Genomic DNA, 22,632 nt, shown 5'->3' on the forward strand with positions numbered 1-22,632 from the left:
GCGAACGGTCGTTAGGTTAAGCTGGCCGCATGAGCCCGCGCAAGTCCGTCGCCGAAACCGCAGCCACCCGCGACCGGATCATCGGGAGCGCCCTCTCGCTGGCCTCCGCCGAAGGCCTGGAAGGCCTCACCATCGGACGCCTCGCCACCGACCTGGCGATGAGCAAGGCCGGCGTGATCGGCCACTTCGGCAGCAAGGAGGCGCTCCAGCTCGCCGTGCTGGACGCGGCGGTCGAGCGGTTCAGGCTGCGGGTTCCGGCGCGAGCCGTCGGAGCCAGGCCCGGCACGGAGCGGCTGGCGCGCGCCTTCGACGAATGGATCGCCTACATGGCCGAGGACGAAGGGCACGGGGGCTGCTTCCTCACCTCGGTGGCGAGCGAGTTCGACGGCCGCCCCGGCCCGGTCCGCGACGCGGTCCTGGCCGCGCTGGACGCGTGGACGGCGTACGTCTCGGCGGAACTGACCACGGCGGTCGAGACCGGCCAGCTCCCCGAGCGCACCGATGTGGACCAGCTCGTCTTCGAGCTGGGCGGAGTGGTCCTCGCGGCCGACCAGTCGATCCAGCTGCACCGCGACCCCCAGGCGCCGACCCGGACGCGCCGCGCCATCGCCCGCCTGCTCATCGCCCCCTGACACAGCCTCGCCGGCCCGGCGGAGCGACGGGCCCGCCGGTCCGGTCGCCCCGATGGTCAGGTAAGCGACGCCTCTACACATAAGGATGAAATAAGCGCAGAATGGTCGTGCGCGGCGCCGACCGCGCAGCGCTTCGGGCGCGGTCGGGCCGTGGAGATCGGACCAGATCGAAGGAGACGAGTCATGGCCGACGTCTCACATGCCGGTGGCGACATCACCAGCCACCCGGATGCATCCGAGATGCGCGCGCGGTACGAGCGCGTGATCGGTGGTCGCGACGTGGCGCTCGTGGACGGGCCGGTGTTCCTGCTCGGCCTGTACTGCGCCGTGTCCCCGTGGGTACTCCACTACACGACGAGCCAGCCCGACCTGGCGACGCACAACCTCATCATGGGAATCGCCATCGGCGTGCTGGCTCTGGGATTCACCGTCACGCCGGGGAGAATGTACGGCCTGAGCTGGGCGATCTGCGCGATGGGCACCTGGATGATCATCTCGCCGTGGATCGTCGGCAACAGCCCGGACACCGGAGTCGCGCTCAACAGCATCATCATCGGCGCCCTGGCCGTCGTGCTCGGCGCCCTGTGCGCGCTCACGGCCAACAGAAACAGCGGCAACCGGTTGTAGCCCCGGAGCCGAGGTCCGGGCACCCGGTGTCGACAGAAGTAGCACGGCGGGGCGACCTGGCGAGCTCGCCCCGCCGTCTACACGCACCAGAAACGCGACAGGGCTCCGTTACGGACCGTCCTGCAAAAAACTCCTCGGCGCCCCGAACCTCGTGACCGTCATCGCGGTCATGCTCTTCGGCAACCCCGTGGGAGGGCTGCCGTATGCGGCGGGCGCGTCGCAGTTCGGTGAGCGACCGGATCACGACCGAGCTTGCAACACCCTCGTAGCCGCACGGGTGCGGCGTGTCCCTCACCGGGGCAGGTTCCGGCACTGTTTGAATCGCCTCATGACTAAGCGCGACGACGCGGCCCTGTTCGGTAACCGATTCCTGACCGCACCGGCCCCCTCGGAGAGCTTCCCCGAGGGAGGCATGGCCGCGACGGACGCCATGCGACTGCTGGACGCGGACCTCGCGATGGAGGGTGACCCGCAGCGCAACCTCGCCACCTTCGTCACCACCTGGATGGAGCCGGAGGCTCAGCGGATCATCGCCGAGAACCTCCACCGCAACTTCATCGATCACGCGGAATACCCCATCTCCGCCGAGATCGAGCAGCGTTGCGTACGCATGCTCGCCGACCTGTTCCACGCGCCGGGCAGGACAACCGGATGCCGGACCCAGGGCTCCTCCGAGGCGATCATGCTCGGCGCGCTGTCCCTGAAGTGGAAGTGGCGCGAGCGCCGTCAGGCAGCCAATCTGCCGGTCGACCGGCCCAACCTGGTCTTCGGCGGAGACGTCCACGTCGTGTGGGAGAAGTTCTGCCGCTACTTCGACGTCGAACCGCGGATCATGCCGCTCGCCGAGGGCAAGTACACGATCGGCCCGGAGGACGTGGAGCCCCACCTCGACGAGAACACGATCGGGGTCGTCGCGGTCCTCGGCACCACGTTCACCGGCCACAAGGACGACGTCGTCGGGATCGACAAGCTCCTGCGGGAGGTCCGCAAGGAGCGGGACCTCGACATCCCGATCCACGTCGACGGCGCCAGCGGGGCGTTCGTGTGGCCCTTCCTCTACCCGGACTCCAAATGGGACTTCCGGCTCGAGCAGGTCCGCTCCATCAACGTCTCGGGACACAAGTACGGCCTGGTCTACCCCGGCATCGGCTGGCTGGTCTTCCGCGAGGAGTCCGACCTGGCCCAGCACCTCGTGTTCCAGGAGAACTACCTGGGCAAGACCGACGCGACCTTCACACTGAACTTCTCCACCGGCGCCTCGATGGTGCTCGCGCAGTACTACAACTTCGTCCGGCTCGGCCGCCAGGGCTACACCTACGTCATGAAGATGATGCAGGAGAACGCCCACGCGCTGGCGGACAACCTGCGCAGCAGCGGCCGCTTCGAAGTGATCGGCGGCGACCTCGAGCAACTGCCGCTGGTCGCCTTCCGCCTCGCCGGCAAGCACTCCTACGACGAGTCCGACCTCGCCTGGCAACTCTCGGCCGAGCGCGGCTGGATGGTGCCGGCGTACACGCTCCCGCCCAACGCGGAGAAGGTGAAGATCATGCGCGCCCTGGTCAAGGAGACCCTCAGCCGCGAGCAGATCGACCGCCTGGGCCAGGACATCGCCGACGCGTGCCGGACTCTGGACAGCAAGGGTGCGACCCACGAGGTCGAGCGGGCCCAGGTCAAGCGCGGCACCGGCTACTGACGCACGCGGCGGTCAACAGCTTGGCCTCTGAGTCCCTTCCCTTACCGGGAAGGGACTCAGGTGCGTCCGATGCGTGGCTGGCCCCTGATGGGACCTTGGGGGCGAGCGACAAAGTCAGTCCCTGCCCGCGAGCACGACGTCGCCGGGCTGGATCAGCCGAGTTTCGGCGTTCCGCATCACGAACGCGCCGTTCTCACTGGTCCGGCCGGGCCGTGGACGGCGTAGCAGGCTGACCCTGCGTGGGGAAGTGGTCGGCGGAGATCCTCTGCCGGAAGACGTGATAGGTCCAGCCCTGGTAGCAGAGGACGACAGGGAGCAGGACGAGGACGACCACGGTCAGGACCTTGAGCGCGTAAGGGCCGGACGCGGTGTTGTGGACGGTCAGGTCGAAGGCGCCGCTCGTGCTGGAGACCATGACCCTGGGAAAGAGCTCGGCAAAGAGTGACGCCACGGTCGCGGCCATCGCCAGAGTCGTGGCGCCGAACGCCCAGCCGTCGTGGCCGCCGCTGATCAGCCAGGCCGCGGCGACGACGGCCAGGACGGCGGCGAGTTCGGCGAGATTGAGAAGGATGCCGCCGCCCGCGAGCGAGCGTGTCCAGAAGACGAAGGCGAGGACCACCAGGCCGGCGGGCACCGCGATGCGGCGGGCCAGCCTGCGGGCCTTCTCGCGGACGTCCCCGCTGGTCTTCAGCGCGAGGAAGGTCGCGCCGTGCAGGAGGCAGAGCGCGGTGAGGGTGATGCCGGTGAAGATGCCGTAGCCGGTGAACAGGTCGGCGAAGGTGCCCTCGTACTCCTGGTCGCGGCCGATGGGTACACCGTGCAGCAGGTCGCCCAGGGCGATGCCGAGCACCAGGGGCACGGTCACACTGCCGACGGTCAGCAGGACCGTCCAGTTCCGTCGCCATCGCACGCTGTCGACCCGGCCGCGGTACTCGATGGCGATGCCGCGGACGATGAGTCCGGCCAGCAGCAGGACAAGGGCGAGATAGAAGCCGGAGAACAGGGTGGCGTACCAGCCGGGGAAGGCGGCGAACATCGCGGCACCGGCGGTGACCAGCCAGACCTCGTTGCCGTCCCATACCGGTCCGATGGTGTGAAGCACGGCCTGGCGGCTCGATTCCTTGCGGGAGAGCAGTCCGTGGAGCATGCCGACTCCGAGATCGAAGCCCTCCAGGACGAAGAAGCCTGTCCACAGCACGGCGACGAGGATGAACCAGAGGGTGGTGAATGCCATCGCGGGCCTTCCGGGTGGCTCGTGACCTCAGTAGGTCATCTCGGTTGCGGGCTGGTCGTCCTGGTGCAGGGGGCCGGTGCCCTTGCGTGTGTGGCGCGTCATCAGCACGGCCGCGATCACGGCCATCGCGGCGTAGAGGAGGAAGAAGGCCACGATGCTGATCGCGACCTCGGCGGTACTGACGGAGGAGGAGACCCCGTTCTTCGTCAACTGGATGCCTTGCACGATCCAGGGCTGGCGCCCGTTCTCGGTCAGGAGCCAGCCGGAGGTGTTGATGAGGAACGGCAGCACTACGGCCCACACCGCCGCGGTCAGGAACCAGCGTGAGCGGGTGAGCCGTTCGCGGCGCAGCAGCCACAGGCCCCACAGTCCGAGGAGGAGGGCGAGCGAGGCGAGGTAGGCCATGACGCGCATCGCCCAGTACTGGATGAAGACGTTGGGCACGTAGTCGCCCGGACCGTAGGCCTGCTGGTACTGGCTGTTGACCTCGTTGAGGCCGAGAACCTTGCCGTTCCAGTGGTTGGTGGCCAACAGGGACAGCAGGTGGGGGATTTCCAGGATCTGCGTGGGTGTCTGGTCGTTGTTGCCGCCGCCGATCTGGAAGAGGGAGAAGGAGCAGGGCTGGCAGGTCTCCCACTGCGCCTCGGCCGCCGCGATCTTCATCGGCTGGTACTTGCCCTCGGTCACGCCGAGTTCACTCCCGACGAGCATGGCGAACATCAGGGCCGGCACGAGGACGAACAGCGACAGACGGGCTGACAGCCGGAAGCCGGCGGCCTCCCCCTTCATCGCCGCCGGGTCGTCCTGGCCTTGGGACTGGGACTGGGCTTGGGCTTGGGCTTGGGACTGGGACTGGGCTTGGGACTGGGTCTGGGCTTGGGACTTGGCCTCGTCCTCGGTGCCGCCCTTGTCATCGCGAAGGGCCTTGCGCAGTTGCCAGGCGGAAACGGAGAGCATGACCATCGAACCGGTGACCAGTGCGGCCAGCAGCACGTGCAGGTAGCCGCGGAGGAAGACGGGGTTGGTGAAAAGCGCCCAGACGTCATCGAGCTGCGGGCGGCCGGTGGACGGGTCGACCTGGTAGCCGACCGGGTGCTGCATCCACGAGTTCGCGGCCATGATGAACAGCGCGGACAGCGCGCTGCCTCCTGCCACCGCCCAGATCGTCGCCAGATGGACGCGCTTGGACAGCTTGTCCCAGCCGAAGATCCACAGCCCGAGAAACGTCGACTCCAGGAAGAACGCGGCGAGGCCCTCCATCGCCAGAGGCGCCCCGAACACATCACCGACCGTGCGGGAGTAGCCCGACCAGTCCATGCCGAACTGGAACTCCTGGACCAGGCCGGTCACCACGCCGACGGCGACGTTGATCACCAGCAGGGTCCCGAAGAACCGCGTCAGCCGCAGGTACGCGACCTGTCCGCCTCGGTACCAGGCGGTCTGGAGCGTCGCGGTCAGCAGGCTGAGGCCGATGGTCACCGGGACGAACAGGAAGTGGTAGATCGACGTCATCGCGAACTGCAGCCGCGCCAGGTCCAGCTGACTCATCTGTCCTCATCCATCGCATCGCACCGCAGCGCAGGCTGATTCGCCGCCCAAGACAAACAGACTGGTTCCCGGATGGCCGACAAAACGCACTCCCGGAAGCCAGTGGCCATCCGTTCGGGGTATTCGCTCGTTCCGGAACGCCCGGAGTTGCTTGCGGACGGCGACCGCATGCGGCGATGGCATCTTGCGCGTGCCCGCCGGGGCAGCTCGCAGGTCGGGATGCCCGCGCAACAGAACGGGCGCAGGACATCTCCGTCGCCCGGGCCGTTCGACGCCCCTGCCGGACGGCAGGGCAAACGGTCAGGGTCACCCGGACGGCTCCGTGGCGGTGCGTGCCGAACGTGGATGTAGTCGATTGGATCTCGGAGAAGCCCGTCTCGTGCCCAAGTTGGCCTGGGCGCGGGGCGGGCTCGGCGGAGTTCTGAAGGCGACCCTCGTCAGCGTCGAGCCGGACGCAGCCGGGTTCCAAGAGCCCCGTAGGCGGGGGCAGGTCTTGTGGACGCGCTGGAACCCCACGGGCCACAAGTTTTACGAGGAGGGCGACCGCCATGACGGACGAGGACATTCTCCTGGGCATCGCCCTGACCGTCGCGCTCGCCACGGGCTCGCAGATCCTGGCGAACAAGCTGCGTGTCCCCGCGCTGATCATCCTCCTGCCGGTGGGGTTCACCGCGGGAGCCCTGACCGACGTCATTCACCCCGCGCGGCTCGTCGGCCCGGACTTCCCCGCGCTGGTCTCGCTGTCCGTCGCCGTGATCCTCTACGACGCGGGCCTCGGGCTGAACCTGCGCAACCTCACGGGCCGCACCCGCGGAATCGTCGTCCGGCTGCTGATCATCGGCATCCTGGTCACCTTCCTCGCCGTCGGGGGTATCGGGCCGGCCTTGTTCGGCATCCCGCTGCGGGTGGCGGCGATGATCGGCATGATCCTCGTCGTGTCCGGTCCCACCGTCGTCGGCCCGCTGCTCGAGTACGTCCGGCCGACGGACAGGCTGAGGCGCATCCTGATCTGGGAAGGAACACTGACCGACCCGATCGGCGCCATCCTCGGAGCCGTCGTCTTCCACGCCGTCTCGACCTCCCACCGGGTCGACCTCGGCCGGGGCTACCAGATCGGACAGTTCCTCATCAGCGTGGGAGTCGGTCTCGTGGGCGGCGCGGTGGGAACCGCCATTCTCTGGCTGACGCTGCACAAGCTGCGACTCGGTGAAACGCTCGGCACCCTCGCCCAGTTGGCGACGGTGATCCTCGTCTCCGCGGGCTGCGACATCGTCCGCGACGACACCGGCCTCATCGCCGCCATCTTCACCGGACTCGCCATCACCAACCTGCGGGGGATGGACATGCCGGCTCGCCGGCCCTTCCTCGAAACACTCGTCCAGATGATCATCGGCCTGCTGTTCATCTCCATCTCCTCCGCGGTCACCCCCGCCTCCGTGGTGCCCGTGCTCGTCCCCTCGCTGATCCTGATCGCCGTACTCGTCCTCCTGGTCCGGCCGCTCATCGCGTACGCCTCCGCCTGGCGTTCCGACCTGACCGTGGCCGAATGGGGCTTCATCGGGTGGATGGCACCGCGCGGCATCGTCGCCGCCTCGACCGCGTCCGCCTTCTCCGCCACCCTCGTAGCGAAGGGGCTGCCCGGAGCATCCAAGATCCTGCCGATCACCTTCCTCGTGATCGTGGGAACGGTCCTGCTCTACGCCCTCACGGCCGCGCCGGTGGCCCGGAAGCTGGGTGTCGTCCGGTCCGCACGGACGCGGCCGCTCCTGGTGGGCGGCGCTCCGTGGGTCATCGGCCTGGGGAAGGCGCTGGAGACTGCCGGACTCGACGTGCTGATGTGGGCCGGGCTGGAGGAGGAACGCGAGCGGATCACCGCATCTGGAATCGAACTCGCGCACGGGGAGATGCTGGCGACCGCGACCAACCCCCGAGCACGCCTGGAGGGCGTCACCGCGGTGTTCCTGCTCACCGACGACGACGACTTCAACGCCCTCGCCTCCGTCGTCATCAAGGACAACGTGCAGGGGCCCGTCTACCGGGTGGGGCCACCGCGTGACAGCCACGGCGTGGTCGCCCCCTACACCGGCGGCGACATCCTCTTCGGTCGCGCGCTTGTCCGGCACCGCCTGGCGGCCCGCTACGAAAGGGGCGCGCGCTTCCACGTGCAGCCCGGCTCCCAGCCGATCCCCGCGGACCGCGACATCCTGTTCGTGGTCCGCGCCGACGGCCAGCTCGCCCCGGTCACCGGAAGACAGACGATCACACCTCTGCCGGGCGACACCGCCGTCCTGATGGGCTCCGCATGACCTCGTGGGCCACCCGCTTCCGGCTACGGCAGTACGTCAAGGCGAGTCTGTGGATCGTGCCGCTGTTCGGGCTCGTCCTCGGAGTCGTCCTGGCCGAGGCGTCCTCCGCCGTGGACGGGGCGTCCTGGCTGCCGAAGAGCTGGGACTACTCCGCCTCGACAGCGAGCAGCGTCCTCAGCTCAGTGGTCGGCTCGATGATCGCGCTGCTCGGGTTCGTCGTCACCATCGGCGTCCTCGTCATCCAGCAGGCCACCGGCACTCTCTCGCCGCGCTACATGCGGCTCTGGTACCGCGACCGGTTGCAGAAGGCCGTGCTCGCCACCTTCACGGGCACCTTCTCGTTCGCCTACACGCTGCTGCGGAGCATCGAGGCCGACTCTGTCCCCAACCTCGGCGTGACCCTGGCCGGTATCGCCGTCTCCGTGAGCCTCCTCCTCTTGCTGATCTACCTCAACCGCTTCACGCACAACCTGCGGCCGGTGGCGATCGCCGACATCGTGGGACGCCTGGGCGAACGGGTCCTCGACCAAGCGGCGGCGCACGTACAGAGCACCGCGGTGCCCGACGGCGCGCTGTCGACGGCCGGTCCGGTGGCCCGGATCCGGTCCGAGCGTGGCGGCGTCATCCAGGCCGTCGACGCACACGGCATGGTCTCGCTCGCGGCCCGGCACGACTGCGTGCTTGTACTGGGCGCCGCTATCGGCGACTTCGTGCCGCCCCACGGCACCATCGTCGAGATCCACGGTGGTCGGTCCGCGCCCGATCCGGGTCGGGTATCCGGCCTCCTCGCCCTCGGCGTGGAGCGGACCATCGAGCAGGACCCGGCCTTCGCCCTGCGCATCCTGGTCGACATCGCCATCCGCGCCCTCTCACCAGCCGTCAACGACCCCACCACGGCCGTCCAGGTGCTGAACCACATCGAGACGTTCCTGCATGCCGTCGGACGAGTGGGACTCCGCAGCCACTACGTGCTCGCCGACGACCGCGGCAGGCCGCGTCTCGTGCTGCCTGGCCGCCCCTGGGAGAACTACCTGGAACTCGCCGTCGCCGAGATCCGCGACTACGGTGCGACCTCGCTCCAGGTCTGCCGACGGCTCCGGGCCCTCCTCGAAGGTCTTCTCGCAACGCTCCCGGACGAGTGCGGGCCCTCTCTCCGCGCCGAACTCGGCCTCCTCGACACCACGATCGAGAGAGAGTTCGGCGACGCCCGCCGCCGTGCCTGCGCACGCACGCCCGACTCCCAGGGCATCGGAGGACGGCAGGCCCAGGCCGCTCCCCCCGATGTCCCACCGAGTGGCGAGCCCGGCCTCTAGTGCTGTGGCCGGAAAGGTTCGCCGGGGCGGCGGGCGGGGCGCGTCGCTGGATGGACAGTGACGTCTGATCTGATCGCTGGAGGTGTTTGGGACCGCATCCCGGACCGGGCACTCCTCTTCCCCGATGAATCCACCCTCGGTTATCGTCCGTCCTGTGCCCGTGAACCCGAGCCTGGTCGTCGGTTTCCTGACTCTGTCGACAGTGCTGTCAGCGATCCCGGGGCCATCTGTCTTGCTCGAAACCAGCCGTGCCATCACCCTGGGGCGTCGATCTGCGATGTGGATCGTGCTGGGGAATGCCCTAGGCGGTCTTGTACTCCTGGCGCTCGTGCTCGCTGGCCTCGGAGCAATCGTCGCGGCATCGGCCAAGCTCTTCGTAGTCGTCAAGGTCGTCGGCGCGTGCTACCTGTTCTGGCTGGGCGTCAGTGCGCTGCGCTCCGCCCGGTCCAACTCCGTGAATGAGCCCTCCGCCACAGCCGATGTCCCGGGCAGGACGTCGTGGACGCGATCGGTACGGCAGGGCTTCCTGGTCGGTGTCGCCAACCCGAAGAGCATCGTGTCGCTGATGGCCGTCCTACCCCAGTTCGTTGACCACTCGCGCGGAAACCCCGTCCTCCAGATGCTGGTCATCGGCCTCGCCGGAGGCGTGGTCCAAGCATTCATCGAAACCATCTGGGTCTGTGCCGCCGGATCCATGCGGACCTGGTTCTTGGGGAAAACACGCCGTATCCGGGTACTGAAGGCCAGCGGCGGAGTTGCCATGATCGCATTTGCAAGCAGGCTCGCAATCGAAAGCCCGTAGAACCATCCGCTGCCGTGATCCCGCCGGCCAGCCTGTACATCATGGCGTCAGTGTTGCCGGTGCTGTTTGCAGGGTCACGCGGCTTTCGCCGGTCGCCCGCCCCAGCGGATGCCCTTCTCACTACGGATGCGGGCGCGCTCGCGCCGCTGGGCGGCCAGCACGTCGGGATGGCGGGCGTTCTTGTTCCGCCAGCGCAGATAGGCGTGCAGGGCGCGCGTCTGCGCGGTGTGATTGCGGTGGTGGGAGTTGGCGACGGTGAACTGGCGCAGTGGTCCGAAGTGGGCCTCGATCGGGTTCGCCCAGGACGCATAGGTCGGGGTGAAGCACAGCTTGACCTTGTTCTTCTTCGCCCAGCGGCGGACATTGGTGCCTGTATGGGCGGACAGGTTGTCCAGGATGACGTAGATCGGTGCGCCGTCCGGGCGGGCAGTCCGGATCGATTTCAGCGCGGCCAGGGTGTTCGCGGCACCCTTCTTGCGGCGGTTGACGCCCCAGAGGGTGTCGTCGCCGATGGAGTAGCAGCCGTGGAAGTAGCGGACCCCGTGGGTGCGGTGGTAGGTCGCGGGATGCCTTTCGGGCCGGCCTTGCTCGGCCCAGCACGACCCGGCGGTGGGCCGGATGCCGAGCGGCCCGAACTCGTCGAACGCAAACACACGGTCCGGGAAACGCTCCAGCACCTCCTCAATACGATCCAGCTTGGTCTCTCGCTCCGGATCGGGCGACTCCTTCCACGTCTTGGTCCGTTGGAAGGTGACGCCGCGGCGGGCGAGCAGGCACCGTAACGCCTCGCGGCTGATCCGAATGAAGCGGCCGTGGACCTGCCGCAGGTACGCGGCGAGTTTGCGGATGGACCAACGGGTGAAGGGCTGGCCCAGCTTGGTCGGGCGGGTGGTGGCCGTCTGGATGACGAAGTCCTCGTCGTCACGGTTGAGCAGGCGGGGACGGCCTCCCGCCCATCGAGGGTCCAGACAGGCCAGGCCGATCTCGTTGAAGCGGTGGATCACATCCCGGACGGTGTACTCGTCGGCCTGCACCAGCTTCGCGATCACCGGCACCCGGTTCCCGCCCGCCGAGGCCAACAGCATCATCGCCCGCCGGTAACGCACCGAACTGGTGCTCCCCCGGCGCACGATCTGCTGCAGCTTCTGCCCCTCCTGATCGGTCAACCTGCGCACACGAACAGGCTCAGCCACCACACCCCCAGCAGTCGGACGGACCCGTCCAGACATCCAACCGCGGCAACCATCAACCCGGCCAACCTTCCCGGTCAGAGCACTAGCCCATCTCCGGGGCCCGAGCGTCCTCTGCGGGCTCGCGCACCGCTGCCGCGCCGACTTCGACGGCGCGGCAGCGGTGCGCGCTGGGTTCAGCGCAGGCGTTCCGCGATGCGGTCGCCGACCCGCATGGCGTTGGCGATGGCTGTCAGCGAGGGGTTCACCGCGCCGATGCTCGGGAAGAAGCTGGTGTCGACGACGTAGAGGTTGTCCAGGTCGTGGGCCTTGCAGTCGACGTCGAGGGCCGAGGTCCGCGGGTCGGTGCCGAAGCGCACGGTGCCGGCCTGGTGGGCGGTGGCGCCGATCGGCATGCCCTTGTGCAGATAGAGGCTGTGCGGCAGCAGGTGGTGGGGGTGCATGCCCAGGTGGCCGAGCATCTTCTGGAGCTTGTGCTGAAGACGCTTCAGCCCTTCGGTGTTGTTCTTCTCGTCCAGGCTGAGGTGGATGTCACCGTCGTTGTCGAGGGTGACGCGGTTGTCGGCGTGAGGCAGATCCTCGCCGCACAGCCAGAAATCCACGGCATGGTGGGCCAGCACCGCGAAGGGAAGGTCCGGCGAGGCCATGCCCGCCCACCGCGGCGCCTCGCCCCGGATCTGGTCGGTGTCCGACTTGCCGAGCATCTGGATGCCGCCCAGCGGGAAGTCCCAGTCGTCCGCGCCCAGGTACCAGTCGTTCAGGGCAAGGGTCTTCTGGAACTGGGTGTCGTTGGGCTCCTTCGACACCGCCATCAGCGCGAGGTTGTTGTGCCGCATGTAGTGGCGGCCCACCACCCCCGAGCCGTTGGCCAGGCCGTCCGGATGGTGATCGTTCGCCGAACGCAACAGCAGGGCAGCGGAGTTGACGGCACCACAGGCCACCACAACGACGTCTGCCGAGTACGCCACGGTCGTCCCGTCGGCGAGTTCGGCGATCACCTTGTCGACGCTGCGGCCGTTCGGGCCGGTCTCCAGCTTGCGAACGTCGGCCCCGGTGATCATCGTGACGTTGTCGTGCTCCAGAGCCGGGTCGACACAGATGACCTGGGCGTCGGCCTTGCCCTCCACCAGGCACGGGAATCCGTCGACCCGGTTGCAGCGGATGCACACGCTTCCATGGGCCGCGTTTCCTTGGGCGTCCTGGGTGAGGTTGACGCCGATAGGCAGGTGGAAGGGGTGCAGACCCTGCTTCTCCAGGTCGTCGCTGAGCTGCTGGATCCGCGGCTCGTGCTGCACCGGCGGGTACGCGTACTGGTCGCTGACCGGCCCCTCGCTCGGATCCTCGCCGTGGTGTCCGTGCACCAGGTACAGGTGCTCGGCCTGGGTGTAGTAGGGCTCCAGATCCTCGTAACGGATGGGCCACGCCGGGGAGATGCCACCGTGGTGCTGCAACTCACCGAAGTCCTCTGGGCGCAGGCGGAACAGCGCGGCACCGTAGAACTTGGTGTTCCCGCCGACGTAGTAGTTGACCTCGGGCGGGAACTTCTCGCCGTGCTTGTCGTACCAGAATTCCGGGGCCCGGTATTTGCCCTTGACGAAGACCGCGGTCGACTCCCAGTTGTCCCGCTCGCGAGGCAGGTATCCGCCGCGTTCGAGGATGAGGACACGTTTACCGGTAGGAGCGAGGCGGTGGGCGAGCGTGCCGCCGCCTGCTCCGGTGCCGATGACAATGACGTCGTAGTGCTCGGTTCCTGCCATGGGTACGCCTCGGATCATGGGGGGGGGACGGGTGTGGGCGGGCCGGGGCCGGTCGGCACCCAGGGCCGGCCGGCTCCCGGGTCAGAGGATGGCGATGGGGTTGACGGGGGAACCGGTTGCCGCGGGGAGCCGCAGGGGCGCGACCACACAGAGGAACGACCAGCGGTCCCCCTCCTCACAGAGCGGCACCAGGTCCTCGAACTGCAGGTAGTCCATGAAGTGCAGCCCAAGAGCGTGGATGCCCAGCACGTGCACAGGGAAGTCGACGCCCTCGGTGAGACTGGGGGCCGTGTCGTTGTTGCCGTCGCTGCCCAGTACGGCGACCCGGCGCTCGGCCAGGAACTCCATCGCGTCCGGATGCAGGCCGGCCCGGCTGCGCGAGGCGTCCCACGGCCCTGCCTCCTCACGCCTGCGGCGGTGACCGACCCGCACGAGGAGGATGTCCCCGGTGCCGACCCGTACGCCCTGGGAGTACTCGGCGGCCCGGAGATCGTCGAGGGTGACGTGGTCGCCCGGCTCGAGCCACGGAACGCCGCGCAGCCGCGGGATGTCGAGCAGGACGCCACGGCCGACAATGCCGTTCCGTACGAGCTTGACGGAAAGGGCGCCGGCGCCCTCGGCAGTCACGGTGCTCGCGGGGATGCCGCCGGAGATCGTGCCGTTGTAGACGACGTGGCACAGAGCGTCGAGGTGGCTGTCCGCGTCGCCGTGCACGTTCATGGAGAAGTGGTCCGTGGCGAAATGCAGCCCTGTGGCGGCGGACTCGGACTCTGGGCTGCTGGTGAGCCCGTGGTCGGCCGGGTGCGGGTTGTCGAGAGCCACGTCGGTCTCGATCGGAGACGACAGCGACACCGTCAGGCCCAGCCGCACCTCGCCCGCCGCGGCAAGGATCTTCGCCGGTGTGATGCCGGCCAACGCCCCGAGGCCGCCTTCGGAGAGCGAGGATCCGGCGGCCTCCGCCTGCTGCCGCAGGCGGGCATACAGGGCATCGAAGGCGGCCCGGCTCTGTGGGCACTGGTCGGGCTGTGGCCCGCCCGGCCCTGGCTGCCCGTGTCCTGGTTCAGTCACGCTGCCGCGCCCGGTCAATGGCCTCGTCCAGCGTCGATGCCGCCATGATGAGCGACAGGTGGGTGAACGCCTGCGGGAAGTTGCCGAGTTGCTCGCCGCTCGGGCCGATCTCCTCGGCGAACAGACCGACATGGTTGGCGTAGGTGTGCATTTTCTCGAAGGTGTAACGCGCCGGACGGATCCGCCCGGCCCGGGCCATGGCATCGACGTAGAGGTAGGTGCAGAGGCTGAAGGTGCCCTCCGAACCGCGCAGGCCGTCCGGTGAGGCGGCCGGGTCGTACCGGTACACGAGGCTGTCCGAGACGAGCTTGCGCTCCATGGCGTCCAGGGTGGAGAGCCACCCGGGGCTCTTCGCGGAAAGGAATCCCACGCGCGGGATCAGCAGGAGAGAGGCGTCCAGAACGTCCCCGCCGTAGTGCTGTACCAGAGCCTGCTCGGACTGACTCCAGCCCTTGTCCATCACCTGTTCGAGGATGCTGTCACGGGCGTTGCGCCAGCGCGGGATGTCGGCGGGCCGGCTGAGTTCGGTCGCCAGACGCAGGCCCCGGTCGAAGGCGACCCAGCACATCACCCGGCTGAACGTGAAATCGTTGCGGCCCCCGCGCGTCTCCCAGACTCCCTCATCCGGACGGTCCCAGTTGTCGGACAGCCAGTCCAGCGTCCGGGCGAGCCCCTTCCAGCCGTGGTAGCCCAGCTCCTCGCTGACGTCCATGCCTTCGGCCATCCCGTAGATGGCCTCGCCGTAGATGTCGAGCTGCAGCTGGTCGGCGGCGGCGTTCCCGGCGCGTACCGGATACGAGCCGCGGTAGCCCTCCCAGTGGTCGAGGATCTCCTCGGTGAGGTGGGGGTCCCCGTCGACCCGGTACATGATCTGCAGGCGCTCACCGGGCAGGTCCGCCCGGTCGCGCATCCGCTCCCCCAGCCACTTGGTGAACGCCGACGCCTCCTCGGCGAACCCGAGGTCGAGCAGGGCCCGCACCGAGAGCGACCCGTCCCGCACCCACGAGTACCGGTAGTCCCAATTTCGCTCACCGCCGACCTGCTCCGGCAGGCCCATGGTGGCGGCGGCGACCGGCGCACCGGTCGGGTGGTAGGTCAGGAGCTTGAGCGTGATGGCGGAGCGGTTCACCATCTCGGCCCAGCGCCCCCGGTAGCGGGAGGTGTGCAACCACGCCTGCCAGAAGTCCACCTCACGCCACAACGCGTCCGTCACGCCCTCGACCGAGAGCGGAGGCGGCGCCTCACCGTCGACGGCGCACGTCGTGAACACGGCGACGGCCGACTCGCCGACTCCGAGACTGACCGAGCCCTTCACGTCCTGCCCGTCCCGCACCAGCGGGAAGGACGCCTGCAGGTGGCCCGCGATCCCGGGGCCCCGGAACACTGCCTCCTGGGGCCGCAGATCGAGCTCGTGGTCGGCCCGGCCGTAGTCGAACCGCGGCCTGCACTCCAGAACGAACCGCACGGTGCCGCGCACCACCCGAATGACCCGCATCAGGCTGTGGCGGTCACTGGGGACGCGGCTGGTGTTCGCCGGCATCCAGTCGATGACCTCGCCGACGCCCTCCGGTGACATGAACCGCGTGACCAGCACGCCGGTGTCCGGGTAGTAGAGCTGTTTGCACGACACGTCCGCGTGCTCCGGTGCCAGCCGGAAGTAGCCGCCGCCTTCGTGATCGAGCAGCGAGGCGAAGACACTGGGCGAGTCGAACCTCGGCGAGCAGAACCAGTTCACCACGCCCTGGGAGGACACCAGGGCGGCGGTCTGCAGGTCGCCCACCAGACCGTGGTTGGCGATGGGGGGATAGCGGTCCATGAGCGTCCAATCCAGGAGGTTTCGACGCGATCCACTATCTGGCAAGCGATATGTCGGCGCCTCTCGGAGCCTCGGACGGCCCAATCGGAGCGTGGCCCGGAACAGGTCCCGGATGCACTCGGTTTCCCGAGTCGAGTGCCCGGAGAAGCCTCCCGGCTGCCAAGAGCGGCGAGGGAGTCGTTCCCTTGAACCAACAGCTCGCTCAGGGTGCCCGCGCCCGCTTCAGCGACTCGGCATCAGCCACGGCTCCTGCGGCAGCGGACTGCCGGTCTCCAGCAGGGACTTCAGGTTGGACAGCACCGCGGCCCAGCCGGAGGCGGCGTCGCGCAGCGCGCCCTCGTCGGGCAGGTCCTCGTGCGTCACCGTGAGCCGGACGATGTCGGCGTGCGGCTGGATGTCGAAGGTGACGCGGGAGCACCGGTCCGCGTCACCCTCGTCCTCAGGAGCGGCCCAGGTGGTCACCAGGCGGGTCGGCCGCTCACTCTCCACGACGGTCCCGATCACGTCGGCGATGCCGGAGCCGTCCGTACGCCGGTGCTCCCAGCGGGACCCGGCGCGCCAGTCCGAGACATTGCTGTGGCCCCAGTAGGCGGCCGTGAGATCGGCGTCGGTGAGCGCGTCCCAGACCTTCTCGGGCGTGCTCCGGATGTAGGTGACGTAGACGAAGTTCGGCTTGTCGGTCATGGCTTCCTCGGCTCGTTCCTTCACGGCGCTGAGCGCGCGCAGCCGCGGGCGCTCGAACTTGTCGATCCACCGCTCCTGGATCTCGTGGAGCGGCACCGGATTCAGGTAGTGCAGCTTCTCGCGCCCCCGCCGCACGGTGCTGACGAGGTTGGCGGCCTCCAGGACGGCCAGGTGCTGCGTCACCGACTGGCGGGTCATCTCGATGTGTTCGCACAGCTCGCCGAGCGTCTGGCCGCCGTGCCCGTGGAGCCGGTCGAGGAGTCGCCGCCGGGTCCCGTCGGCGAGCGCCTTGAAGACCTGGTCCATTCCGGAGTCACTCTCTGATCGCACACTCAAAGTTACGCAGGCAATTGCCTGCATGTCAAACGCCGGGGAACTCGCACGACGGCCGGTGACGGTGACGGGCGGAGGTGACGGTGACGAGCGGAGGTGACGGTGACGAGCGGAACGTCAGTTGACGCCCCGGTCGTGGCCCTCCCAGTACGGCTCGCGCAGCTTGTACTTCTGGAGCTTGCCGGTGGCCGTCCGCGCAAGCCCGCTCCGGAACTCGACCGAGGTCGGCGCCTTGTACCCGGCGAGGCGCTCCTTGCAGTACTGGATCAGCTCCTGCTCCGTCGTCTTCGCGTCCGGCGCGAGGACCACCAGGGCCTTGACGGTCTCGCCCCACTTCTCGTGCGGAACGCCGATCACCGCGACCTCGGCGACCTCGGGATGGCTGAAGAGCGCGTCCTCCACCTCGATCGAGGACACGTTCTCACCGCCCGTGATGATCACGTCCTTCTTGCGGTCGCTGATCGTCAGATAGCCGTCCTCGCCGATCGATCCACCGTCGCCGGTGTGGAACCAGCCGTCGGCCAGCGCCCGTTCGGTCTCCGCCGGCTGCTCCCAGTACCCCTCGAGGACGACGTTGGAGCGCGCGAGGATCTCGCCGTCGCCGGAGGTCCGCAGGGTCACGCCCAGTGCGGGGGCACCGGCGCGCACCAGTTTCTCGGCCCGGGCCTGCGGGTCGAGGCCGTCCCATTCGGACCGTGTGCGGTTGACGGTGAGCAGGGGCGAGGTCTCGGTGAGGCCGTAGATCTGGATGAACTCCCAGCCCAGCAGGGACTCGACGCGTGCGACGGTCCTGGTGGGCGGCGGCGCTCCGGCGACGATGATGCGCACCCGGTCCCGGCCGGGGATCTCGCCCTCCCACGACTCGGCGGCGGCCAGCACGGCGTTCACGACGGCGGGCGCCGCGCACATCACGGTCACGCCGTGCTCGGCCACCCGGCGCAGGATCTCCGCCCCGTCGACCTTGCGCAGCGCGATCTGCCGAACGCCCAGGCCCGCCATGGCGAACGGCATTCCCCAGCCGTTGGCGTGGAACATGGGCAGGGTGTGCAGATACACATCGCGGTCGGTGACACCCGCGTGCAGGGCGAAGGTCGCGGCGTTGACCCAGATGTTGCGGTGGGTGATCTGGACGCCCTTGGGGCGGGCCGTCGTTCCGCTGGTGTAGTTGATCGTGGCGGTGGCGTTCTCGTCCGCCTGCCAGGGACGGGGTTCCGCGCCGAAGCGGTACAGCTCGGCGTCGGCGGCGGCGCCGAGCGTGAACCGGTGCTCGCAGCTGATCCCGGCGAAGCGGTCCGTCAGTTCGGGGTCGACGAGCAGGACGCTCGCGCCCGAGTGGTCGACGATGTAACCCACCTCGTCGGCCGTGAGACGGAAGTTGACCGGTACGAGGACCCGGCCGTGCCCGCTGACGCCGAAGAACGAGGTGAGCAGCCTGGCGCTGTTGGGCGAGACGACGGCGACGCGCGCGCCGTGCGGGACACCCAGCGCGTCGAGCCCGGCGGCCTGGGCTCTGGCGAGCTCCCCGACGCGCCGGTACGTCAGCCCCTCCCAGGGCTCGGCCGGCTGGTCCGGTTCGTCGACCACGCCGACGCGGTCTCCGTACACGGTGACGGCGCGGTCCAGGAAATCACGGGCCCCGAAGGGGACGAACATCACGGCCTCCCGACGATCGGACGATGTCCAAGTTCTATCCTGGCCACGCCCCCGCGCATCCGGACAAGCCCCAAGTGGCCTCGACCGCGTGTCCGCCTCCCCGTCCCGCGAGGCACCCTTGGCCCCGACCCGCTCCACGCGTCAGGATCGTCCGATGGACAGCCGACCGACGTTCGACTTTCCCGGGCCGCTGCGCATCGACGGGCTGGGGCTGCAACTGCGCGAGTGGTCCGACGACGACGTCGCGGATCTCGTCGCGCTCTACGACGATCCCGAGATCGACCGGTGGACTCCGGTCGCCTCACCCTTCGACACCGAGGCGGCGCTCGCCTACCTCGCGGCGGCCGAGCAGAAGAGCACCGAGGGGCGGGCCGTGCAACTGGCCATCACCACGGACGGTGAGCGGCCCGAGGGCGAGATCTTGCTGTTCCACGGCTCGGCCGACGAGCGGGACGTCGAGCTCGCCTACGGCGTGGGGGCCGCGTACCGGGGCCGGGGGCTCGCGACCCGGGCGGTCCGGCTCGTCGTGGACTTCGCGCGCCGTCATGTCGGCGGGCGGCGCATCGTGTTGTGCATCGAGGACGGGAACACCGCGAGCGAGGGGGTCGCCAAGGCGGCGGGCTTCGTACTCGCCGCCGACGAGCCCGTCGTCCGTACGGCGAAAGGCCGGGTTGTCGTCCTGCGGACCTGGAGCCATCTCGAGGACGACGGCCCGCTCCGCGGGTGAGGCCATGCTCCGGCGGGTCCGGCGGTGGCCGGAACGGTGCGCGCGGCCCCCGCCGCCACGTGCCTGTCGGCCGAGGCCGACGGTGGGGCAGGGGCTGCGCCTGGGCGGGGCGGGGGCAGTGCGGCGCGGCGGCAGGGCGGGGGCCGTGCGGGTCCGGGGAAGCACGCGCGCCCCGGAGTCGGGTCCCGGCGGGCGCCCCCGGCGGGACCCTGGGCGGGCGCCCCCGGCGGGACCCTGGGCGGGCGCCCCCGGCGTCAGGTGTCCAGGAGCTCCCGCACTCTCACGCCCCGGCCCGCTCCGCCTCGGGAGCCGGCTCCGTCAGATACTCCTCGGTGACCTCCTTCGGGCCGAACGGCCACACCTTCTCCAGACGTGCCCAGACGAAGAAGGCGACCAGGCCGAGAGCGAGCCAGGCCAGAGACCACTCGATGGGGTGACGGCCCGGGGAGTTCTTGTCCGCGTATCCGTAGATGGTGAGCCAGCCGGCCAGCGCGAGGAAGCTCGGCAGGGGGTAGAACCACATCCGGTACGGGCGGCGCAGCCCCGGCTGCCGCTTTCGCAGCACCGACAGGGCCACGATCTGGGCCAGCGCCTGGACGATCACCATGACCGTGGTCAGCAGTTGGATGAGCGTGGCAAGGTCGGTGTGACGGCCGATCAGGAAGCCGATCGCCGTGATGACACCCATGGTGGCGAGACCCAGCGTCGGGAAGCGATGCTTCGGGTGCAGTGTGGCGTAGGGACGGAAGAAGACGCGTTCGCGTGCGGCGTCGTAGGGCACGCGTGACCCGCCCAGCAGCCCGGTGAAGACCGAGGCGAACGCGGTGATCAGGATGAGCACGGTGACCGTGTCGGCGGCGCCCTTGCCCCAGGTCTCCTCCAGGACCGCGGAGGCCACCGAGGTGGAGGCGATGTCGCCGGGGTCCGTCATCCGGTGCCAGTCGATGACGCCGAGCGTGCCGATCTGGAGCAGCAGGTAGATCGCCATGATGCCGAGGATCGAGTAGATGACGGAACGGGGCAGGGTGCGGCCGGGGTCCTTGATCTCGGCACCCATGTACGCGGTGGTGTTGTAGCCGAGGTAGTCGTAGATGCCGATGGTCAGGCCCGCGGCGAAGCCGACCCAGAAGTGGCTGCCGGACAGCTCGAAGGCGCCGGACGGGTAGGTGAAGGCGAGGTGGGCGCTGAAGTCGGTGGCCGCGGCGACGATCACCAGGAGGACCGAGGTGATCATCACGGCCCACATGACGGCGGTGATCCGCGCGATGTGCTCGATCCCGCGCCACAGCAGGAGGACGACCAGGGCGACGATGCCGAGTCCGACGAGGTCCCCTGTGGTCTCCCCCATGTCGGGGGCCAGATAGCCCAGGTACTGGACGAAGCCGACCACGCCGGTGGACATGATCAGCGGGATGAAGAGCATCGCCGTCCACACGAACAGGAACGGCATCAGGCGTCCGGTGCGGTACTGGAAGGCCTGGCGCAGATAGACGTAACTGCCGCCGGATCCGGGCATGGCCGCGCCCATCTCGGCCCAGACGAGCCCGTCGGCGAGGGCCAGCAGGGCCCCCGCGACGAAGCCGATGACCGCCTGCGGACCGCCGAACGCGGCGACCATCAGCGGGATCGTCACGAACGGCCCGATGCCGCACATCTGGCTCATGTTGATGGCGGTGGCCTGGAACAGGCCGACGCGGCGGACGAATCCGCCGGTGGGTGGCGGACTACCGGACATGGGGCCTCCTCAGAACAGGGCGCGGGGAGAGGTACGAGGGGACGGCCGCCCTCGATGGCGGCCGACGGATCAGGGCGGAGCAGGGGCGGCGGGTGACCGGCGGGCGCGGGGCTCCCCTCGGTTCGCCCGGCGAGGCTGACTGGGCGATAAAGTTAAGGAGCCTTACTAGATGCGTCAAGGGGGCGTCATGAATGAGTGAGAATGGTGCGATGCCCGCCAGCGACCCCGCAGAGCAGCCCGAACAGCCCTGGAACCGCCGGCGGCTGCGCAGCACCAACGAGCGTCTGCTCCTCGACCGGCTGCGCACCGGTGGCGCCGCCTCACGGGCCCAGCTCGCCCGCGAGACGGGCCTGTCCAAGCCGACGGTCTCCAGCGCGCTCGCCGCGCTGGAGGAGGCGGGACTCGTCCACGAGGTCGGGACGCACGCGCCCGAGCGCGGCCGGGTCGCGGTCCTGTACGCCCCCGACCCCGCGGCCGGGTACGCGCTCGGCATCGACATCGGCCGCAGCTGGCTGCGCGTCGCGGTGGCCGACCTCGACGGCGCGGTGGTGGCGCGCGCCGATGTGCGCAACCGCGCCCGCACGTCCGGGGCCATGGCGGACCTCGTGGTCTCCACCGCCCACCAGGTCGTCGCCAACTCCGGTGTCGGAGCGCACGAGGTGGCCCACGCGGTGGTGGGCACGCCGGGTGTCTACGACGAGGAGCGGCGCCGGGTGCGGTACGCGATGCACCTGCCCGGATGGGGGCGGGCGGGTCTGTTCGACCGGATGCGCGACGAGCTGGGCATCCCGCTGGAGGTGCACAACGACGCGAACCTCGCGGCGCTCGGCGAGTACACGTACGGGGTCGGCGCCGGCAGCCGGCTCTTCGCCTACATCATGATCGGCACCGGTCTCGGCATGGGTGTCGTCAGCGAGGGACGGCTGTTCACGGGCGCGCACGGCGGGGCCGGCGAGATCGGTTTCCTGCCGTGGCCCGGCCGGCAGAAGCCCGACACGCTGGAGGACGCGGTGTCCGGCGAGGCCGTCGTCGAAGCCGCCCGGCACTTCGGTATGACCGGGCAGCTGACCGCGAAGGCCGTCTTCGACGCGGCGCGGGAGGGACACGGGCCCGCGGTCGAGGCGGTCCGGCTGGAGGGCGAGCGGATCGCGCACACGGTGGCGGCCGCGGCGGCGGTGCTCGATCCCGATCTGGTGGTCCTGGGCGGCGGAGTCGGCCACAGCGTCGATCTGCTGCTGCGGCCCGTCCGCGAGACCCTGCGAGCTCTCACGCCCCTGCGCCCGCGGATCGCACCCGGCCGTCTGGGCGAGGACGCGGTGCTGCTCGGCGCGGTGGCGACGGCTCTGGGGACGGCACGCGATGTGGTGTTCGAGCGCCGGTCGGCCTCCTGACCCGGGACGGCACGCTCGACGTCCGGCGCGGCTCGGGCACGGCGCGTCCCGTGAGCCGGACAGGGGTGGCCCGCCCCGCTGGTGATTGACATGACTAACTCAGCGGCCTAGCTTGTGGATCCA

17 protein-coding genes are annotated in these 22,632 nt (G+C 69.3%); 8 read left to right on the plus strand and 9 right to left on the minus strand.

Features of this window, described 5'->3' with window-relative positions:
- Positions 1-29: 29 nt before the first annotated feature.
- The 3 genes from OG788_RS05815 (at position 30) to OG788_RS05825 (ending at position 2,952) form a co-directional block, all read left to right on the plus strand.
- Positions 30-632: a TetR/AcrR family transcriptional regulator gene (locus tag OG788_RS05815; protein WP_406369386.1), complete on the plus strand. Its 603-nt coding sequence runs from the start codon at positions 30-32 to the stop codon at positions 630-632.
- Between the two features lie 183 nt (positions 633-815).
- Positions 816-1,259, plus strand: a complete 444-nt coding sequence (locus OG788_RS05820) for an SPW repeat protein (RefSeq protein ID WP_351541952.1) — start codon at positions 816-818, stop codon at positions 1,257-1,259.
- A 328-nt stretch (positions 1,260-1,587) separates the two neighbouring features.
- Positions 1,588-2,952 (plus strand): glutamate decarboxylase, encoded by a 1,365-nt coding sequence (locus OG788_RS05825; protein WP_406369387.1) that lies wholly within the window; start codon positions 1,588-1,590, stop codon positions 2,950-2,952.
- Positions 2,953-3,145: 193 nt separating this feature from the next.
- Here the strand turns inward: OG788_RS05825 and cydB are convergent, their stop codons facing one another.
- Positions 3,146-4,186, minus strand: a complete 1,041-nt coding sequence (gene cydB / locus OG788_RS05830; RefSeq protein WP_406369388.1) for a cytochrome d ubiquinol oxidase subunit II — start codon at positions 4,184-4,186, stop codon at positions 3,146-3,148.
- Positions 4,187-4,213: 27 nt separating this feature from the next.
- On the minus strand, positions 4,214-5,734 hold the full coding sequence (locus OG788_RS05835) for a cytochrome ubiquinol oxidase subunit I (RefSeq protein ID WP_406369389.1): 1,521 nt from the start codon (positions 5,732-5,734) through the stop codon (positions 4,214-4,216).
- A gap of 548 nt (positions 5,735-6,282) precedes the next feature.
- Here OG788_RS05835 and OG788_RS05840 point away from each other — a divergent pair.
- From OG788_RS05840 to OG788_RS05850, 3 genes are all read left to right on the plus strand, one after another.
- Positions 6,283-8,040 carry a cation:proton antiporter gene (locus OG788_RS05840; RefSeq protein ID WP_406369390.1) on the plus strand — a complete coding sequence of 586 codons (1,758 nt, stop codon included), beginning with the start codon at positions 6,283-6,285 and terminating at the stop codon, positions 8,038-8,040.
- A complete protein-coding gene (locus tag OG788_RS05845) occupies positions 8,037-9,353 on the plus strand; it encodes a DUF2254 domain-containing protein (protein ID WP_406369391.1) in 1,317 nt (438 codons plus the stop codon). Before OG788_RS05840 ends, OG788_RS05845 begins: the two co-directional genes overlap by 4 nt.
- A gap of 154 nt (positions 9,354-9,507) precedes the next feature.
- Positions 9,508-10,155, plus strand: a complete 648-nt coding sequence (locus tag OG788_RS05850) for a LysE family translocator (RefSeq protein ID WP_406369392.1) — start codon at positions 9,508-9,510, stop codon at positions 10,153-10,155.
- Positions 10,156-10,229: 74 nt separating this feature from the next.
- Here the strand turns inward: OG788_RS05850 and OG788_RS05855 are convergent, their stop codons facing one another.
- The 6 genes from OG788_RS05855 to OG788_RS05880 all read right to left on the minus strand — a co-directional run bounded on the left by OG788_RS05855 (position 10,230) and on the right by OG788_RS05880 (position 18,656).
- Positions 10,230-11,348: an IS630 family transposase gene (locus tag OG788_RS05855; protein WP_406369393.1), complete on the minus strand. Its 1,119-nt coding sequence runs from the start codon at positions 11,346-11,348 to the stop codon at positions 10,230-10,232.
- A gap of 173 nt (positions 11,349-11,521) precedes the next feature.
- Positions 11,522-13,102 carry a GMC oxidoreductase gene (locus tag OG788_RS05860; RefSeq protein WP_406369394.1) on the minus strand — a complete coding sequence of 527 codons (1,581 nt, stop codon included), beginning with the start codon at positions 13,100-13,102 and terminating at the stop codon, positions 11,522-11,524.
- A gap of 81 nt (positions 13,103-13,183) precedes the next feature.
- Positions 13,184-14,170: a cyclase family protein gene (locus tag OG788_RS05865; RefSeq protein WP_406369395.1), complete on the minus strand. Its 987-nt coding sequence runs from the start codon at positions 14,168-14,170 to the stop codon at positions 13,184-13,186.
- A complete protein-coding gene (locus OG788_RS05870) occupies positions 14,163-15,986 on the minus strand; it encodes a glycoside hydrolase family 15 protein (RefSeq protein WP_406369396.1) in 1,824 nt (607 codons plus the stop codon). Before OG788_RS05870 ends, OG788_RS05865 begins: the two co-directional genes overlap by 8 nt.
- A gap of 222 nt (positions 15,987-16,208) precedes the next feature.
- On the minus strand, positions 16,209-16,976 hold the full coding sequence (locus tag OG788_RS05875) for an ArsR/SmtB family transcription factor (protein WP_406369397.1): 768 nt from the start codon (positions 16,974-16,976) through the stop codon (positions 16,209-16,211).
- Positions 16,977-17,120: 144 nt separating this feature from the next.
- On the minus strand, positions 17,121-18,656 hold the full coding sequence (locus OG788_RS05880) for an AMP-binding protein (RefSeq protein WP_406369398.1): 1,536 nt from the start codon (positions 18,654-18,656) through the stop codon (positions 17,121-17,123).
- Positions 18,657-18,810: 154 nt separating this feature from the next.
- Between OG788_RS05880 and OG788_RS05885 the strand changes: the two genes are divergently transcribed.
- On the plus strand, positions 18,811-19,383 hold the full coding sequence (locus OG788_RS05885; RefSeq protein ID WP_406369399.1) for a GNAT family N-acetyltransferase: 573 nt from the start codon (positions 18,811-18,813) through the stop codon (positions 19,381-19,383).
- 280 nt (positions 19,384-19,663) lie between these two features.
- On the opposite strand, the gene OG788_RS05890 is transcribed toward OG788_RS05885, so the two are convergent.
- A complete protein-coding gene (locus tag OG788_RS05890; RefSeq protein ID WP_406369400.1) occupies positions 19,664-21,118 on the minus strand; it encodes an APC family permease in 1,455 nt (484 codons plus the stop codon).
- Positions 21,119-21,327: 209 nt separating this feature from the next.
- Between OG788_RS05890 and OG788_RS05895 the strand changes: the two genes are divergently transcribed.
- The gene (locus OG788_RS05895; protein ID WP_406376680.1) at positions 21,328-22,509 is read left to right on the plus strand and encodes an ROK family protein; all 1,182 of its coding nucleotides are present in this window, start codon (positions 21,328-21,330) and stop codon (positions 22,507-22,509) included.
- The last annotated feature ends 123 nt before the right edge of the window (positions 22,510-22,632 follow it).

The sequence above is a fragment of the Streptomyces sp. NBC_00647 genome, from assembly GCF_045207245.1.
In the GTDB taxonomy this organism is placed as follows: domain Bacteria; phylum Actinomycetota; class Actinomycetes; order Streptomycetales; family Streptomycetaceae; genus Streptomyces.

Coding starts and splice junctions, on each gene's coding strand:
- OG788_RS05815 (WP_406369386.1), top strand. CDS start 30: ATGAGCCCGCGCAAGTCCGTCGCCGAAACCGCAGCCACCCGCGACCGG.
- OG788_RS05820 (WP_351541952.1), top strand. CDS start 816: ATGGCCGACGTCTCACATGCCGGTGGCGACATCACCAGCCACCCGGAT.
- OG788_RS05825 (WP_406369387.1), top strand. CDS start 1,588: ATGACTAAGCGCGACGACGCGGCCCTGTTCGGTAACCGATTCCTGACC.
- cydB (WP_406369388.1), bottom strand. CDS start 4,186: ATGGCATTCACCACCCTCTGGTTCATCCTCGTCGCCGTGCTGTGGACA.
- OG788_RS05835 (WP_406369389.1), bottom strand. CDS start 5,734: ATGAGTCAGCTGGACCTGGCGCGGCTGCAGTTCGCGATGACGTCGATC.
- OG788_RS05840 (WP_406369390.1), top strand. CDS start 6,283: ATGACGGACGAGGACATTCTCCTGGGCATCGCCCTGACCGTCGCGCTC.
- OG788_RS05845 (WP_406369391.1), top strand. CDS start 8,037: ATGACCTCGTGGGCCACCCGCTTCCGGCTACGGCAGTACGTCAAGGCG.
- OG788_RS05860 (WP_406369394.1), bottom strand. CDS start 13,102: ATGGCAGGAACCGAGCACTACGACGTCATTGTCATCGGCACCGGAGCA.
- OG788_RS05870 (WP_406369396.1), bottom strand. CDS start 15,986: ATGGACCGCTATCCCCCCATCGCCAACCACGGTCTGGTGGGCGACCTG.
- OG788_RS05875 (WP_406369397.1), bottom strand. CDS start 16,976: ATGGACCAGGTCTTCAAGGCGCTCGCCGACGGGACCCGGCGGCGACTC.
- OG788_RS05880 (WP_406369398.1), bottom strand. CDS start 18,656: ATGTTCGTCCCCTTCGGGGCCCGTGATTTCCTGGACCGCGCCGTCACC.
- OG788_RS05885 (WP_406369399.1), top strand. CDS start 18,811: ATGGACAGCCGACCGACGTTCGACTTTCCCGGGCCGCTGCGCATCGAC.
- OG788_RS05890 (WP_406369400.1), bottom strand. CDS start 21,118: ATGTCCGGTAGTCCGCCACCCACCGGCGGATTCGTCCGCCGCGTCGGC.
- OG788_RS05895 (WP_406376680.1), top strand. CDS start 21,328: ATGCCCGCCAGCGACCCCGCAGAGCAGCCCGAACAGCCCTGGAACCGC.